Origin of the sequence: Burkholderia thailandensis E264, assembly GCF_000012365.1 — a bacterium.
Classification (GTDB): Bacteria; Pseudomonadota; Gammaproteobacteria; order Burkholderiales; family Burkholderiaceae; genus Burkholderia; species Burkholderia thailandensis.
Genome location: NC_007650.1, coordinates 1,508,197 through 1,523,279 on the forward strand (window position 1 = coordinate 1,508,197; position 15,083 = coordinate 1,523,279).

Consider the following 15,083-nt stretch of genomic DNA (forward strand, 5'->3'; position numbering starts at 1 on the left):
GATGCGGATCGAATCCTTCCACATTCCCGGCCAGACGCGCATGGCGAGCGCGGCGGGGCAGCCGCGCGTCGTGTTCGCGTCGGTCGATGCCGATGCGTGGGTGCGCGCGGCCGACACGATCCGCGAGGCGGGCGGCCGACTTGTCACGTTGTGGGGCGGCGAGCCGGCGGCCGGGCGCTTCGAGGTGTGCGCCGCGTACGAGTTGGACGACGGGCTGTTGTGGCTGCGGCTGCCGGCAGAGCCGGCGGCGAACGAAGCGCGCGAAGCCGGCGATGCGCAAGAGCACGACGACGCAGGCGAGCGTTCCGGCGACTATCCGGATCTGTCGACGATCTTCGCGGGCGCGGCGCGAATGCAGCGCGCGATTCGCGATCTCGTCGGCCTGCGCGCGCGAGGCGCGCACGACATGCGGCCATGGCTCGATCACGGCGCATGGCCGCGCGGCTACCATCCGCTGCGCCGGCGTGCGACGGGCCGCGAGCGCTTCGAGGCCGCGACGGCCGACTATCCGTTCGTGCCGGTCGCGGGCGACGGCGTTCACGAGATCGCGGTCGGGCCGATTCATGCGGGCGTGATCGAGCCCGGGCATTTCCGCTTCTCGGTCGTCGGCGAAAAGGTGCTGCGGCTCGAGGAGCGGCTCGGCTACGCGCATCGCGGCATCGAGCGGCTTCTCGAGCGCGCGGATGCGCTCGCGGGCAGCCGGCTCGCCGCACGCATCGCCGGCGATTCGACGGTGGCGTTCACGTGGGCGTACTGCATGGCGCTCGAACAGGCGATGAAGATCCGCGTGCCGGACCGCGCGCTGCGGCTGCGCGCGCTGCTGCTCGAGCGCGAGCGCGTCGCGAACCATCTGGGCGATCTCGGCGCGCTCGGCAACGACGCGGGCTTTGCGGTCGGCCTCGCGCATTTCTCGCGGCTCAAGGAAGACTGGCTGCGCCTGAGCGACCGGATCTTCGGGCATCGCCATCTGATGGATCGGATCGTGCCGGGCGGCGTTCGCCACGACCTCTCTGCGGACGACGCCGAGGCGATCGTCGCGCAGTGCGACCGGATCGAGCACGAAGTGCGTGCGATGCAGACGATCTACGACGATCAGTCCGGCCTGCAGGACCGCCTTGCCGGCACCGGGCTGCTCACCGCGCGGACGGCCGCGCATTTCGGCGTGTGCGGGCTCGTCGCGCGGGCGAGCGGGCAGCCGCGCGACGTGCGGGCGGACCATCGGCTCGCGCCGTACGACGCGGTGCCCATCGATGTCGCCAGCGACGCGCGCGGCGACGTCGCGGCGCGCGTGGCGGTGCGCTTCGCGGAAACGTACGAGTCGATGCGCGTGATCCGCGCGCTGCTCGCGGGCTTGCCGGGCGACGGCATCGCCGCCGAGGTCGCGCTCGCCGCGAACGTTCCGTCCAACCCGGCCGGCGCGGCGGAGGCGCACGGGGAAGGCCATGCGGGGAACGCCGCGCCCGAGGCGCGGCGCGGCATCGGCTGGGTCGAAGGCTGGCGCGGACCGGTGCTCGTCGCACTCGAGCTCGATGCGCGCGGCGGCGTCGCGCGCTGCCATTGCCACGATCCGTCATGGCACAACTGGCCCGCGCTCGAGCATGCGATCATCGGCAACATCGTGGCCGACTTCCCGTTGATCAACAAGTCGTTCAATCTGAACTACGCGGGGCACGACCTGTAATGTGGCAGCTCATCAAACAGATCGCACGCACCGGCCGGCCCGACGAGCCCGCGCCGGCGGGCGAACCCGCATGGCAGCGGGACGCGCAGCCCATCCGGCAGGAGATTCTCGACATCCTCGGCCGCGCGCTGTGCATCCGCGCGATCGACGCCGGCTCGTGCAACGGCTGCGAGCTCGAACTGAACGCACTCGGCAATCCGTACTACAACATCGAGGGCCTCGGCATCAAATTCGTCGCGAGCCCCCGGCACGCGGACATGCTGCTGATCACCGGGCCGCTCACGCTGAACATGCGCGACGCCGTGCGCCTCGCGTACGACGCGACGCCCGCGCCGAAGCTCGTCGTCGCGGCGGGCGACTGCGCGTGCACGGGCGGCGTGTTCGCGGGCAGCTACGCGGTGTGCGGGCCCGTCGAGACGCTCGTGCCGGTCGACGTCGCGATTGCCGGCTGCCCGCCGCGGCCGATCGATCTGCTGCGCGGCATCCGCGGCGCGCTCGAGCGCGTGCGCACGGGCCCGCGCTAATGCACTGATGCGCGGACGTCGCGGCGCGCGGCGCACGACGATTACCCGATGATTCCTCTTCGCATCGAGATACATGCGAACCGCTCGAACGGCGCATCGCGACGGCCGGCGCGATCGCGCGCGGTCCGCGAACCTACCCATTCCGTCTGTAGGGGAATTCCTACGCGCGCTGCGCGTAATCCTACGCCGCTCTCGTCTTTTGCTGATTTTCAATCAGGCACTTTTTATCGCACCCTTGATGGATCGAAAAATACAAAAAGTCGCCGCGCCTGCTCGAAGCTGTACCCGGTCCGAAACTCCCGTCAGTTTCCCGAAAGACGCGAAAACTCATTGTCACCGGTCATCTCCGGCCGAGCGAGCAACGGAATAGAAAGGCACGAAGTCGATGGGATTACTGCGGAGTTTCAGAGCGTGGCGCAAGCTGCGGCGCTTGCCGCCGATCAAGATCGAGACAATGGCGGCCGCGACGGAGCGCGAGCCTTCGGTACACGCGAGATGGGCGGTGGTGATCCGCAACGCGGACGGCACGCGAGTCGGCGAGGCGATCTACGGCCTTTCCCAAATGACCGACCGGCTGTACGTGCATAGCCTCGAGATCGCGCCGTCCGAGCGACGGCGCGGCTACGCGCTCGCGTTCCTGATGATGCTCAACCGCTACTACAAGGTGCCGATCGTGCCGATGTCCGACATGGCGGGCGGCAGTCTGTTCTGGGCCAGCGTGAAGAAGCTGAGGCCGGGCGGCCTCGCCGTGCTGTTCGAGGAACGGGCCGATGGCGCGGGTAAGCCGCTGCCGCGCGCGTAACGGCGCTCGGCGGCGGCTGGACGAAACCGGTAGGCGGCGGCGGTGGGCCGCCGCTTTTTCTTTGCGGCGTCGACTTCTTCCAGGCGGAATGCCATCCCGTTTCCTCGCGGCCGCGGGGTGGCGAGCGACGTCCGCGGCCGCGGCCATGCTCGCTCGACCGATACCGCGCGCGGGGTGGGAACGGCGCGTGCGCCGCGAATCGATGGCCGTCGCCCTCGGGACAATCTTGACATGAGGCGCGCGCCGCCAGGATCGGCGCGACCGGCGCGGGCGAATGCCGCGCGCACCGGGCGAGGCTCGCGCGCCGCTTGCCGCCGCGGCGAAGCCGGCGTTCGGGCTTCGAGCCGGAACCGAAGCGGATCGCCCGGTACGGGATGCGACGCCGCTGTCGAGCTGCCCGGAGCGTTCGAGCACGACGCGCCCGCGCGGCTCGCCTGCGTTGCGGCTCAGGCGTTCGGCCCGTGCACGAGCAGCAACGGAATCTGCGTGAGCCGCGCGACGCGCTGCGCGACGCTGCCGAGCAGCCAGCGCGACACGCCGCGCCTGCCGTGCGTGCCCATCACGAGCAGATCCGCGGGCCAGCGGTCCGCTTCGCGGACGATCGTGTGCGCGACGTCGTCGCTCGTCCGGTCGGTGCTGACCACTGCGGTGCTCGATTGGCCGGGCGCTTCATCGAGCAACTGACGCGCGACGGCGAGCGCCTTTTCGCTTTCCTCGACGAACGCGTCCTCCAGCACGTGGATCGGCACGAAATCGGTGAGCCGCACCGCACGGTCGATCACGTAGATCGCGCGCAGATGCGTGTCGGGCGTCGCGAATTGCGCGCCGTAGCGCAATGCATGCGCGGCGATCGGGCTGCCGTCGGTCGCGAACAGCACGCGCTTCGGCGCGTGCGCGGCCGATTCGACGCCTGACGGCACGAACAGAATCGCGCAATCCGTCTTCGCGAGCAGCGGCTCGGACACGCTGCCGTCGACCCAGCGCAGCAACCCCTGATACTGATGCGAACCGACGACGAGAAGATCCGCTTGCCAGTCGCGCGTCTCGTCGAGAAGCGCGTCGACGATGTCGCCGCCTTTCTTCGCGAGGTCGACGATCGCCGTTTCGACGGCGACGTCGGGGCGGCCGAAGCTGGCTGTCGCCTCGCCCAGCGCGTTCGACGCGTCGTTGACGAGTTCGGTGTGCGCCGCCGCGAACTCCGACGGCGCGAACGTATGCGGCAGCGTGTACGCGCGCGGCGTGTCGACGACGCTGACGAAGCGCACCGTCGCGCCGGCGGGCACGACGTGCTTCAGATAGTCGGCCGCGCGATGCGACGCCTTCGACGCGTCAATCGCGACGAGAACGCGCTGCGGCAGCGACAGCGAGGCGGGATTCGAGGTATCGGTAGGCATCGTCGACTCCATCAGCGTATGAGGCGGGCAAGCGTCCATTCATTGTCCGGCGCCGGCCACGCCGTTCGTTGAGCGAAATCAAGCTTTTCGAGCGCCGGGAAAGGGCGCGCGTGCGGCGAAGCCGCGTCGTGAAGCGGCGCGCGCCCGCGTCGGCGCGGCTTTGCGCGGCCGCGCCGGACGCTGGTTCCGGAGGCTTCGCGCGAATCGACCGGCGCCGAAGCCATTGTGCGCGCCGGGGCACGAACATAGAATAGGTGCGCACAACATGCATCTATTAGGCCGGGCCGATTGCCGCCGCGCCGCCGTGTTCGCGGGCCGGCACGCATCGGTTCGTCCGGCGACGCATCGTGCGCGCCATCGTTTTCTCCACCCTGGTGTCATCCGATAAGGACGTCCAATCATGTCGCAGCCGCATCTCCATCTTTCCCCGACCGCGATCTACCCGTTCGACGCGCGTGGCGTCGCGAAGCGCTTCCGTCACGCGGCGATCTTCGGCGCGATCGACGCGCTTCAGTCCGGCGAAACCATGCGCTTCGTCAACGATCACGATCCGCTTCCGTTGCTCGAGCAGATTCGACAACACTATGGCGAGCGGGTCGGCATCGAGTACCGGCAGCGCGAGCCCGGCGCGATCGTGATCGACTTCGTCGTTCAGTGATCGGCGCCGCCGCACGCACGGGCGGCGCGCCACCGTTCGCGGCGTTCGCGGCGTTCGTGAGCGCGCGCCGGGCGCGGCATCCATTCCGGCACGTTCGACGCGATTCGCGCGACGCGCCACAAGCGTATTCACACCATCATGCAACCCTCAGACCAATTTCCTGATTTCTTCGACGCCGCACCGCGCATCGCGCTGCGCGATCCGCTCGCGGCGTTCCTCGGCGCCGCGAGCGGCGGCGCGATCGAGTACGGCTACGCGGACGTCGTGAAGCTCGCCGGGCATTCGTGTCCGACGGTCGCGTCCGCGTATCTGATGACGCGCGCGGCGCTCGGCGCGCTGTACGGCGGCGTGCCCGCCGAACGCGGCGCGATTCGCGTCGCGCTGCGCGATCCGGCGACGGAGGGCGTGACGGGCGTGATCGCGAACGTCGTCGGCATGCTGACGGGCGCGACGTTCGACACGGGCTTCAAGGGCATCGGCGGCCGCTTCGATCGCCGCCGGCTGCTGGCGTTCGGCGAGCCGATGCCCGGGCAGCTTCGCTTCGCGCGCGTCGATACGGAGGCGAGCGTCGGCGTGTCCGCGCGGCTCGACCGCGTGCCCGGCGATCCGCGAATCGCGGATTTGCTGCCGCGTTGTCTCGCGATGACCGCCTCGCCCGACGAAGCCACGTTGTTCCGCGAGCTGTGGCAGGCGCGCGTGCGCCGGCTGCTGCTCGACCACGCGGACGACGCCGACGTGATCGTGCTGCACCGCTGATGCGCGAGCGCGTTGCCGCGCGTGCGGCGTGACGCGCGGCGAGCGATTTCCACGGCGCGCGGCCGGACAGCAGCCGCACGCCGGTCGTGAAGGCTTATCGCGCGATCATTCGCCGGGATCGAGCAGCGACAATTCATCGACGAAGCGCACGGCGAACGATCCGGTGCCGCGCGCATCCGCCGCGCGCTCGGCGGCAATCGCATAGATCGCGTGCGCCGCCGCCGCCGCGGCGAGCGCCGCGCCGCGTTGCGCGAGCAGCGCCGCGATCAGCGCGCCGAGCGCGCATCCGGCGCCCGTCACGCGCGTCAGGCGCGCGTCGCCGCCCGCGATCGCGAGCGTGTCGATGCCGTCCGTCACGTAGTCGATCGGGCCACTCACCGCGACGACGGCGCCGCTGCGCCGTGCGAGATCGCCGATGTACGCGAGCGCGCTGTCCGAGCTCGCGGTCGTGTCGACGCCCTTGCCGGCCGCCGTGCCGCCCGCGAGCGCGATCAGTTCGCTCGCGTTGCCGCGGATCACGGACGGCCTGAACGCGAGCAGTTCCTGCACGATCGCGTCGTACTCGGGCGCACCGGCACCGGTCGCGACCGGATCGAGCACCCAGCGCGTGCCGGTTTCCGACGCTGCGCGCGCGGCCGTGCGCAGCGTATCGGCGCCGCTGCTCATCAGCGCGGCCGTGTTGATCCACAGCGCGCCCGCGCCGGCGCCGAATCGCGCGGGCCAGTCGGCCGCGGCGCCGATCGCGGGCGCCGCGCCGACGGCGAGCAGCACGTTCGCGCTCAGGTTCGCGGCGACGTAGTTCGTGAGTCCATAGACGAACGGCGCCGCGCGTTTGACGGCGGCCAGTTCTTCGCGAACGGACCGCGTGTTCCAGTTGATCGATTCCATGTCGTCACTCCTTGTCGCGTTCGGGCTTGCCGCGTGCTCGCACGAACGTGCGCTCGACAGCGCGCGTTCGCGTATCGCCCGCCGAATTCCGCCGGCGATTGCGGGGCGATTGCGGGAAAAGGGCGCTGCGGCACTGTAAACGCTACGGCGCGCGCGCGCATCGATCGCCGTCAAGCCATCGGGCGTTTTCGCCTGATGACGATGCGCGGCCGCGCGAACCGGCGGCCCGAGCGATCGCCCGCACGCATCGCCGCTCGCGGCGACACCGGCGTCACGCGCCGCGCGGCTTCGCTCGCTCGGCCGGCATCGACAGAATATCGAGCGCCTGCTGCATCAGCTCGATGCTCTGGCTTTCCTGAAGTATCCCCGCGTGCAGCACGAGATGCTGCAAGCGTCGCTCTTTCGTGTCCATGCCGTGCGTGAAATCGCGCGCCTCGATCTCGCGGTACAGCGCGAGCTTTTGCCGATGCAGTTCGAGCCGCCGCCGGATTTCGTCCGCAAGCCCGGTCGGGCCGACGACCGCTTCCGCGCGCAGCCGGATCATCAGCTCGTCGCGCAGCGGCTTCGGATCGTCGCGCTGCGCGATCCAGCGCTTCAGCTCCTTGCGGCCCGCGGGCAAGATCCGGTACGCGCGCTTGCGCCCGCGCGCCTGTTCGACGGGCGTCGATTCGACCCAGCCTTCGTCTTCGAGCCGCGCGAGCTCGCGATAGATCTGCTGATGGGTCGCATGCCAGAAGTAGCCGATCGAGCGATCGAAGCGGCGCGTCAGCTCGGAGCCGGAGCCCGGGCGTTCGGCGAGGGACGTGAGCAGCGCGTGAGGCAGGGACATTGCGATGGAGCCGGGGATCGGAATGCTCGCATCTTGCCATACCGCGGGGCGCGCGCCCGTTTAGAGGACGCACTTTATGCAACGCGTTGCACTTACTGACGGCCGTCGATATATTTATGCAACCCGTTGCAAAAAAAGAGCGACCGATGACCTTCTATCCCCACCTGACGGCTCCGCTGGAGCTCGGTTTCACTTCGCTGAAGAACCGCGTGTTGATGGGCTCGATGCATGTCGGGCTCGAAGAGGCGCCGAACGGCTTCGAGCGGATGGCCGCGTTCTACGCGGAACGCGCGCGCGGCGAGGCCGGGCTCATCGTCACGGGCGGCATCGCGCCGAACGAGCGGGGGCGAATGACGCCCGGCGGCTCGATGCTCGCGACCGAGGAAGAGGCCGAGCGCCATCGGATCGTCACGCGTGCGGTGCACGACGCGGATGGCAAGATCGCGATGCAGATCCTGCATTTCGGCCGCTACGCGTACCATCCGGCGCTCGTCGCGCCGAGCGCGCTGAAGGCGCCGATCAACGCATTCACGCCGCATGCGCTGTCCGCGAGCGAAGTCGACGCGACGATCGACGATTTCGCGCGCTGCGCGGCGCTCGCGCAATACGCGGGCTACGACGGCGTCGAGATCATGGGCTCCGAAGGCTATCTGATCAACGAATTCATCGCCGCGCGCACGAACCATCGCGACGACGAGTGGGGCGGCCCGTACGAAAACCGCATCCGCTTCCCGGTCGAGATCGTGCGGCGCGTGCGCGAGCGGGTCGGCGCGAACTTCATCATCATCTACCGGCTGTCGATGCTCGATCTCGTCGAAGGCGGCTCGACGCTCGACGAGGTGATCCGGCTCGCGCAGGCGATCGAGGCGGCCGGCGCGACGATCCTGAACACCGGCATCGGCTGGCACGAGGCGCGCATCCCGACGATCGCGACGAAGGTGCCGCGCGCCGCGTATGCGTGGGTGACGAAGCGTCTCGTCGGCCACGTCGGCATTCCGCTCGTGGCGACGAACCGGATCAACACGCCCGAGCTCGCCGAGCAACTGCTCGCCGACGGCTATTGCGACATGGTCTCGATGGCGCGGCCGTTCCTCGCCGATGCGCAGTTCGTGCGCAAGGCGCGCGAAGGGCGCGCGGACGAGATCAACACCTGCATCGGCTGCAACCAGGCGTGCCTCGATCACATCTTCAGCGGCAAGATCACATCGTGCCTCGTCAACCCGCGCGCGTGCCACGAGACGGAGCTCGCGATCGAGCCCGCCGAGCGGCGCAAGCGGATCGCGGTCGTCGGCGCGGGCCCCGCGGGCCTGAGCTTCGCCGTCACCGCCGCCGAGCGCGGGCACGCGGTCGAATTGTTCGAAGCGCAGGCGCAGATCGGCGGGCAATTCAACATCGCGAAGCGGGTGCCCGGCAAGGAGGAGTTCCACGAGACGCTGCGCTATTTCGCCCGGCAGATCGAGTTGCGCGGCGTGACGCTGCACCTGAACACGCGTGCGGACGTCGCGCGGCTCGCGGGCGGCGGCTTCGACGAGATCGTGCTCGCGACGGGCGTGACGCCGCGCGTGCCCGACATCGACGGCATCGATCACGCACGCGTGCTCGGCTATCTCGACGTGCTGCGCGACGGCAGGCCGGTGGGCGCGCGCGTGGCCGTGATCGGCGCGGGCGGGATCGGCTTCGACGTCAGCGAATACCTGACGCAGACGGGCGAGAGCGCGAGCGTCGCGCCGTCGAAGTTCTACGCGGAATGGGGCATCGACGTCGGCTACGATGCGCGCGGCGGCGTGCGCGCGCCGCACGTCGACGCCGCGTCGCGCAACGTGCATCTGCTGCAGCGCAAGGCGTCGAAGGTCGGCGACGGGCTCGGCAAGACGACCGGCTGGATTCACCGGACGTCGCTGAAGGCACGGCGCGTCGCGATGTCGTCCGGCGTGTCGTACGAGCGGATCGACGACGCGGGGCTGCACGTGCGCATCGACGGCGAGCCGCTGACGCTCGCGGTCGACAGCGTCGTCGTCTGCGCGGGCCAGGAGCCGCTGCGCGAGCTGTACGACGGCCTGCGCGCGGCGGGCTGCTCGGTGCACCTGATCGGCGGCGCGCACGTTGCCGCCGAGCTCGACGCGAAGCGCGCGATCCTGCAGGGCACGACGCTCGCCGCATCGATCTGACGCATGCGGTTCGCCGCGCATGGCGATGCGGACATGCGGCTTCGCGCCGCGCAACCGCCGCCCATCCCCGATTTGACCGACAAGGAGACGCAACATGACTTCGATTCCCGCCGCCGTGCATCCGTCCGTGCGGCAGTCGCTCGAACGCTGGCACGCGATGGTCGCCGCGCGCGACATGAGCTCGCTTGCCGACATCGCCGATCCGAACGCGGTGTTCCGTTCGCCGATCGCGCATTCCGCGTACGCGGGCGCGGCCGCGCTCACGCTCGCGATCGGCACGGTCGTCAACGTGTTCGAGAATTTCACCTATCACCGCCAGCTCGCGACCGACGACGGCCTGAGCGTCGTGCTGGAATTCAGCGCACGGGTTGGCGACAAGCGGTTGAAGGGCATCGACCTGATCCGCTTCGACGAGGCCGGCAAGATCGTCGAGTTCGAGGTGATGGTGCGGCCGGCGAGCGGCCTGCAGGCGCTTGGCGCGGAAATGGGCGCGCGCATCGGCGCGCGCCTGCCCGAGTTTAAATCGAATGTGTGAACGACGAGCGAATAAAAATAGAAATAGAGATTTTCGATTAATAAAACACGAATAGCGTCTTCAGGCTAAATATTACGATTGCATTGCTCTAAACTCCGAAACAGGCCGCGCGTTCGTTGTGCCACGCACGCGTGACCGATCCCTTTTGCCGACGATTCGCGAACGAAACCGCGAATCGTTTTATTTGGAATGCGCGGCGGCCGTGTTTCACGGCGCGGCGGAACACCGATATTCCGATCGGACTCCGGCGAGCGGGTGCGCCACGCGCACCGCTCGGCGTCGTTGCGCATGCCGGCATGCAGTGATCGATCAAACAGTGGAGGGGACTGTTTCGACCGCGCGCTCGTTTAACGCGCGGCGAAATCATATAGGCGGCCAGAAAAATGCCAATCGGAGGCCAGATGACCTGTTTCGTTGACCCGTTGAAGTTGATTTTCGATCATTATCCCGGCCTTTGGGGCTGCCAGGACAGCGAGTCACGTTTCATTCACGTCAATGATGCATTCGCGAAAGTGGTCGGCGTGCGCGATCCGCGCGAACTCGAAGACAGATCCGCATTCGATCTGCCATGCGGATCGTCGAATTGCGCAGCGCAATTCCAGGCGCAGGATCGCGAGGTTCGCGAAACCGGCCGGGCGATCAAGGTGCTCGACATCCATCCCTACGCGTCGGGCGTCTGGATGGCCTTCGTCTTCACGAAGATCCCGCTCGTCGACCGCAACGACGAGATCGTCGGCACGATTTTCCATGCGACGGAGCTGTCGCAGATCGACATGATCACGCTCGGCCGCGTGATCGGCGATTCGTACGCGGGCAAGCGGACCGGCGGGCCCGTCGAGCAAGGCTCGTACCGGATCGATTCGCCGAGGGACGCGCTCGAGCTGACCGAGCGCGAGCGGCAGGTGCTGTTCTTCCTCGCGCGCAACAAGACGGCGAAGGACATCGCGAACATTCTCGGGCTGTCGGCGCGCACGATCGAGCAATACATGGAAAACCTGCGCTGCAAGTTCTCCGCGTCGAGCAAGAACGAATTGATCGATCTCGCGGCGGGGGCCGGCTATTGCAACCGGATTCCGCAATCGCTGTTGCGCAACCAGCTATCGGTTGTGCTCGAGCGCGGCGAGCCGCAGAGGCACGGCGACGCGCGCGAGGCCGCGCGCGTGCCGCCGGCGGTCGTCGCGATGCTCTAGCGGGCTGTCGGAGGCCGTTCGAACGCGCCGCCATCCGCCATCCGCCATCCGCCATCCGCCATCCGCCATCCGCCATCCGCCATCCGCCATCCGTCATCCGAAATGGGCCGCGCCTTCTTCATCGCCATCCGCGGCTCCGCGCCCTGGGGAGCGCGGCGGGGCGCGGGCGCGGCGGATTGCGCGCGTCGAGCCGCCGACGATGCGCGGCATCGACGGCCCCGATCGTCGTTCAACAGGCGCTAGCCGAGCGCGCCGCTCGCGGTGCGCTCGGACGGCGCGTCGTCGCGCCGCTGCGCGTCGGGTGTCGGCGTCCACGCGGCGGGCGCGATCGCCAGCAGCCGTTTCAGCGCGTCCACGACCGCCTCCGCCGGCAAGCCGCTCGGCTGTGCGCCATCGTGGCCGAGCCTCGGCATGATGTGCTGCACGCCGTCGTACTGCCAGCGGCACGCGTGCGGTTCGGCCGCGCGCAGCGCGCGCGCGAGGATCGACAGGTCGCGCCGCGGCCGGGGCGCGGCGGATACGCGTTCGACCCAGCCCTCGTAGCGCTGATGCACGACGACGTCGCCGTGCGCGACGATCGCGAGCGTCGACAGCGGCGTGCGATTGTGGAAACCGATCGGCGACAAGCCGAAATAGCGCCGCGCCGCGCCTGCGCGCAGCGCCGGCGCGGCAGGCAGACGAAACACGGCGAGGTCGAGCGCGGGGTGCTGCTCGAGCGCGGCGTCCGGATGGTCGAGCAACGCTTCGGTCTCGGCGTGGTGGCGATCGGCGTCGCGCCACAGCGCCTCGGGCGGCGACGGCGCGTCGAGCAGGTCGCGCAGCGCGGGCAGCAGCGCACGAAAGCGCCGCGCGATGCGCGCGCTCTCGTCGTGCAGCGCGCCGATCTCGCGCGACGTGCGCGCGGCGACGGCGTCCAGCGCGAACGCGAGCCGCCGCGCCGCATCCGAGCGGCCGCGCGCGAAATCGCCGAAGCGCGCGAGCTCGACGAGCCGCGCCTGGTGGCGCAACGCATGGTCGGGCGCGATGAGGCCGTACACCGACGCGAGCCCGTCGAGATCGAAGTGATCGGTCGTCACGTGGCGCACGTCGGGATCGTCGGCCCGCTCGGCCACGAAGCGCAGCACGCTCTCGGTCGACAGGTTCGCCTTGTAGCGCGCGGGCGTGCGGTTCGCCGGCCAGTGCGACAGCGTGAGCCGCGTTGCCGCGTTGTGCGTGGCGTCCGCCGAGATGTTCGGCACGTCGCGCGCGTGCTCGAACGGCACGAACGCGAGCCGGTCGCCAGGCGAAAGGCGGACGGTTTGCATGGGCGATCGCGGCGCGGCCGGCGACGGCGGCCGCGCGGATTCGCCGGCGTGCGCGAGCGCGGCGGCCAGGCGGGTGGCGTCGGTCTCGGCATCGCGCGGCACGAGTTCGCCGTGGCCGCCGAAGTCGTAATGCAGCGTGCCGAGGTTGCGGCGGCGCAGGTCGTGCGGATCGCCGTCGCGCGTGAACGCGCCGTCGCCCGCGATCAGGTTTTGCAGGTCGATGAACTGGTTCTCGCGCATCGCCACGACGCGGCCCGCGAGCAGCCGCAGCTCAAAGCCGGCGAGCCGGGCCGCGACGTCGTCGTCGAACTGCACGGCGTGATCGCCGTCATGGAGGGGAAGCAGGGTCGTCATCGCGGGGATTCCGTCAGATCAGGTTGTCGTATCGAAGTGGAACAGCAGATAGGCGGCGATCGACCAGACGACGAGCGCGATGTGCGTCAGTTGCAGGCCTTCCTGGCGTATCCAGTAGCCGTACCACAGCCCGCCGAGCAGCAGCACGAGCGCGCACGCGGCGAAGCCGGCCGCGCCGGCGTCGAGCCACGGCAGCGCGGCCGCGTGCGGCGGCGCCGTCGCGAGCAGCAGCCGCACGCCGCCCCACATCGCGATCGCGGTGAACGCCTGCAGCAGCACGATGATCGCGAGCGCGGCGCGGTGCAGCGCGCGAGACGCCGTCGCGCGGCGCAGCAGCGGCGTATCGACGGGCGGGTCCTGCTTGAGCAGCGCCATGCTCATCGTGCGGCCGACGGTGCTCGTCGTCGCGGCGAATGTCTGTACGTTGTTGATCGTGACGATCGTCGCCCAGCCGGCGATCGCGACGGCGTGCAGGGTCTTGAACAGATCGATGCCGGTCAGCGGGGCCATCATACTCATCGTGCGTGTCCTCTCTCGCGGGGCGGCCGGACGATGCGCGCCCCATTCGATGCGTGCGCGGCGCTCATCGCACCCGCACGCGGCGCGCGACGACCGCGGCAAGCACGGGCGCCGCCGCGAACACCGCGAACAGCCACGCGGCCGCATGCTGCGCGCCGGCAAGGCCGCCCGGCGCGGAGAAGCCGGCGAGGTTCGCGACGAGACCCGCGAGCGCGGAGCCGATCGCGGTCGCATAGAGCTGAACGGTCGTGATCGATGTCGACGCGAGATCTTCCTGGCCCGCCGGCGCGTTCGTCAGCACCTGCGTGAGCAGATGCGGCCAGCCGACGCCGATGCCGACGCCCACCGCCGCGAGCGCCGCGCACAGCGCGGCGAGGCCTGGGCCGCCGGCGAGCAGGTGCTGCGGCGGCACGACGAGCGCGAGCGCGACGAGCGCGATCACGACGACGAGCGGCCCGCCGCGCACGAGCGCCCGCGCGGCCGCCCCGCTGCGCCCGGAGCTGAACAGCGAGCCGACGGTCCAGCCCGCGGCCATCAGCGCGGTCAGGTAGCCGGCGAGAAGCGGCGGGTAGCCGTGGATGATCTGCAGGAAGTACGGCACGAAGATCTCGGTCGTCATCCCGATCACGAGCAGGCTCATGCACGCGTAGATCGCGCCGAGCGGCGCGCGCACGTCGTATGCGCCCGTCGGCAGCAGCCGGCGCGCCGCGCCGCGCTCGAAGCGCGCGATCAGCAGCGCGATCGCGAGGCCCGCGGCGACGCCCGCGACGTTCGCGACGATCTCCTTGGACAGGCTCGCGACCGACACGACGAGCACCGACGCCGCGAGCAGCAGGATCTTGCCGATCGCGGGCCGCGCGGCCCGCGCGCCCGACGCTTCACGCGCGGGCAACTGGACGATCACGATCAGCGCGAGCACCGCGGCGACGGGCACGAGCGCGACGAACGCGAGCCGCCACGTGCCCGATTGCGCGAACACGCCGCCGATCGCGGGCCCGCACAGCGTCGCGACGCCCCACATGCCGGAGACCATCGCCATCGCGCGCGACCACAGCCGCTCGTCGAACACGATGCGGATCAGCGCGTAGCTGAGCGCGAACAGGATGCCGCCGCCGAAGCCTTGCGCGGCCCGGCCGACGAGCATCCACGGCATGTCCCGCGCGAGCGCGCACGCGAGCGTGCCCGCGCAGAACACGACGAGCGCGACGAGATACGCGGCGCGCGGCCCGAACCGGCTCAGCACGTTCGCGGACAGCGGCGCGCCGACGATCGAGGCGGCCATGAACAGCGTGGTGTTCCATGCGTAATACTCGAGCCCGCCGATGTCGCGCACGACCGAAGGCAGGATCGTCGTCGCGATGTAGATGTTGATCGCATGCAGCGCGACCCCGCCTGCGAGCGCGATCGAGCGCAAGCCGTTGCGGCCGGATAGCAGCTCTCCCCACGAAGGGGCGGTGATGGAACTCATGGACTACCTCGTC

General features: G+C 69.8%; 14 protein-coding genes. 8 read left to right on the forward strand and 6 right to left on the reverse strand.

The features are described from left to right. Window position 1: 1 nt before the first annotated feature. From BTH_RS06470 to BTH_RS06480, 3 genes are all read left to right on the forward strand, one after another. Window positions 2–1,681: an NADH-quinone oxidoreductase subunit C gene (locus BTH_RS06470; RefSeq protein WP_011401212.1), complete on the forward strand. Its 1,680-nt coding sequence runs from the start codon at window positions 2–4 to the stop codon at window positions 1,679–1,681. Continuing rightward, window positions 1,681–2,205 carry an NADH-quinone oxidoreductase subunit B family protein gene (locus BTH_RS06475; protein WP_009896896.1) on the forward strand — a complete coding sequence of 175 codons (525 nt, stop codon included), beginning with the start codon at window positions 1,681–1,683 and terminating at the stop codon, window positions 2,203–2,205. The genes BTH_RS06470 and BTH_RS06475 overlap by 1 nt, the downstream gene beginning before the upstream one ends. Before the next feature lie 385 nt (window positions 2,206–2,590). Continuing rightward, the gene (locus BTH_RS06480; protein WP_011401213.1) at window positions 2,591–3,007 is read left to right on the forward strand and encodes a hypothetical protein; all 417 of its coding nucleotides are present in this window, start codon (window positions 2,591–2,593) and stop codon (window positions 3,005–3,007) included. A gap of 446 nt (window positions 3,008–3,453) precedes the next feature. Here the strand turns inward: BTH_RS06480 and BTH_RS06485 are convergent, their stop codons facing one another. Continuing rightward, entirely contained in the window at window positions 3,454–4,413 is a 960-nt protein-coding gene (locus tag BTH_RS06485; RefSeq protein ID WP_009896900.1) for a universal stress protein, read from the reverse strand. Between the two features lie 388 nt (window positions 4,414–4,801). On the opposite strand from BTH_RS06485, the gene BTH_RS06495 reads away from it, so the two are divergent. Together BTH_RS06495 and BTH_RS06500 are read left to right on the forward strand one after the other, a co-directional pair. After that, complete coding sequence (locus tag BTH_RS06495; RefSeq protein ID WP_009896903.1) at window positions 4,802–5,059, forward strand: DUF2249 domain-containing protein; 258 nt, start codon at window positions 4,802–4,804, stop codon at window positions 5,057–5,059. A 138-nt stretch (window positions 5,060–5,197) separates the two neighbouring features. Then, window positions 5,198–5,815, forward strand: a complete 618-nt coding sequence (locus BTH_RS06500; RefSeq protein WP_009896906.1) for a hypothetical protein — start codon at window positions 5,198–5,200, stop codon at window positions 5,813–5,815. 105 nt (window positions 5,816–5,920) lie between these two features. Here BTH_RS06500 and BTH_RS06505 read toward each other — a convergent pair whose 3' ends face one another. Next, a complete protein-coding gene (locus BTH_RS06505) occupies window positions 5,921–6,703 on the reverse strand; it encodes a hydroxyethylthiazole kinase (protein WP_009896908.1) in 783 nt (260 codons plus the stop codon). Between the two features lie 271 nt (window positions 6,704–6,974). Further along, on the reverse strand, window positions 6,975–7,532 hold the full coding sequence (locus BTH_RS06510; protein ID WP_009896909.1) for a PadR family transcriptional regulator: 558 nt from the start codon (window positions 7,530–7,532) through the stop codon (window positions 6,975–6,977). 197 nt (window positions 7,533–7,729) lie between these two features. Between BTH_RS06510 and BTH_RS06515 the strand changes: the two genes are divergently transcribed. The 3 genes from BTH_RS06515 to BTH_RS06525 all read left to right on the forward strand — a co-directional run bounded on the left by BTH_RS06515 (window position 7,730) and on the right by BTH_RS06525 (window position 11,425). Then, window positions 7,730–9,700 (forward strand): FAD-dependent oxidoreductase, encoded by a 1,971-nt coding sequence (locus tag BTH_RS06515; RefSeq protein WP_373365263.1) that lies wholly within the window; start codon window positions 7,730–7,732, stop codon window positions 9,698–9,700. Between the two features lie 94 nt (window positions 9,701–9,794). Beyond that, window positions 9,795–10,235: a nuclear transport factor 2 family protein gene (locus BTH_RS06520; protein ID WP_009896912.1), complete on the forward strand. Its 441-nt coding sequence runs from the start codon at window positions 9,795–9,797 to the stop codon at window positions 10,233–10,235. 401 nt (window positions 10,236–10,636) lie between these two features. Continuing rightward, complete coding sequence (locus tag BTH_RS06525) at window positions 10,637–11,425, forward strand: helix-turn-helix transcriptional regulator (protein ID WP_025988600.1); 789 nt, start codon at window positions 10,637–10,639, stop codon at window positions 11,423–11,425. 239 nt (window positions 11,426–11,664) lie between these two features. Here the strand turns inward: BTH_RS06525 and BTH_RS06530 are convergent, their stop codons facing one another. The 3 genes from BTH_RS06530 to BTH_RS06540 all read right to left on the reverse strand — a co-directional run bounded on the left by BTH_RS06530 (window position 11,665) and on the right by BTH_RS06540 (window position 15,070). Further along, a complete protein-coding gene (locus tag BTH_RS06530) occupies window positions 11,665–13,083 on the reverse strand; it encodes a DUF6687 family protein (protein WP_009896916.1) in 1,419 nt (472 codons plus the stop codon). A gap of 18 nt (window positions 13,084–13,101) precedes the next feature. Beyond that, complete coding sequence (locus BTH_RS06535) at window positions 13,102–13,593, reverse strand: DUF2165 family protein (protein WP_009896917.1); 492 nt, start codon at window positions 13,591–13,593, stop codon at window positions 13,102–13,104. A 73-nt stretch (window positions 13,594–13,666) separates the two neighbouring features. Beyond that, window positions 13,667–15,070 carry an MFS transporter gene (locus BTH_RS06540; RefSeq protein ID WP_011401219.1) on the reverse strand — a complete coding sequence of 468 codons (1,404 nt, stop codon included), beginning with the start codon at window positions 15,068–15,070 and terminating at the stop codon, window positions 13,667–13,669. Between the last annotated feature and the right edge of the window lie 13 nt (window positions 15,071–15,083).

What these genes read in the sequence shown, in the direction of transcription:
- BTH_RS06530 (WP_009896916.1), bottom strand. Translation starts at nt 13,083, where the DNA reads ATGACGACCCTGCTTCCCCTCCATGACGGCGATCACGCCGTGCAGTTC.
- BTH_RS06535 (WP_009896917.1), bottom strand. Translation starts at nt 13,593, where the DNA reads ATGGCCCCGCTGACCGGCATCGATCTGTTCAAGACCCTGCACGCCGTC.
- BTH_RS06495 (WP_009896903.1), top strand. Translation starts at nt 4,802, where the DNA reads ATGTCGCAGCCGCATCTCCATCTTTCCCCGACCGCGATCTACCCGTTC.
- BTH_RS06540 (WP_011401219.1), bottom strand. Translation starts at nt 15,070, where the DNA reads ATGAGTTCCATCACCGCCCCTTCGTGGGGAGAGCTGCTATCCGGCCGC.
- BTH_RS06520 (WP_009896912.1), top strand. Translation starts at nt 9,795, where the DNA reads ATGACTTCGATTCCCGCCGCCGTGCATCCGTCCGTGCGGCAGTCGCTC.
- BTH_RS06510 (WP_009896909.1), bottom strand. Translation starts at nt 7,532, where the DNA reads ATGTCCCTGCCTCACGCGCTGCTCACGTCCCTCGCCGAACGCCCGGGC.
- BTH_RS06480 (WP_011401213.1), top strand. Translation starts at nt 2,591, where the DNA reads ATGGGATTACTGCGGAGTTTCAGAGCGTGGCGCAAGCTGCGGCGCTTG.
- BTH_RS06485 (WP_009896900.1), bottom strand. Translation starts at nt 4,413, where the DNA reads ATGGAGTCGACGATGCCTACCGATACCTCGAATCCCGCCTCGCTGTCG.
- BTH_RS06475 (WP_009896896.1), top strand. Translation starts at nt 1,681, where the DNA reads ATGTGGCAGCTCATCAAACAGATCGCACGCACCGGCCGGCCCGACGAG.
- BTH_RS06470 (WP_011401212.1), top strand. Translation starts at nt 2, where the DNA reads ATGCGGATCGAATCCTTCCACATTCCCGGCCAGACGCGCATGGCGAGC.
- BTH_RS06505 (WP_009896908.1), bottom strand. Translation starts at nt 6,703, where the DNA reads ATGGAATCGATCAACTGGAACACGCGGTCCGTTCGCGAAGAACTGGCC.
- BTH_RS06500 (WP_009896906.1), top strand. Translation starts at nt 5,198, where the DNA reads ATGCAACCCTCAGACCAATTTCCTGATTTCTTCGACGCCGCACCGCGC.
- BTH_RS06525 (WP_025988600.1), top strand. Translation starts at nt 10,637, where the DNA reads ATGACCTGTTTCGTTGACCCGTTGAAGTTGATTTTCGATCATTATCCC.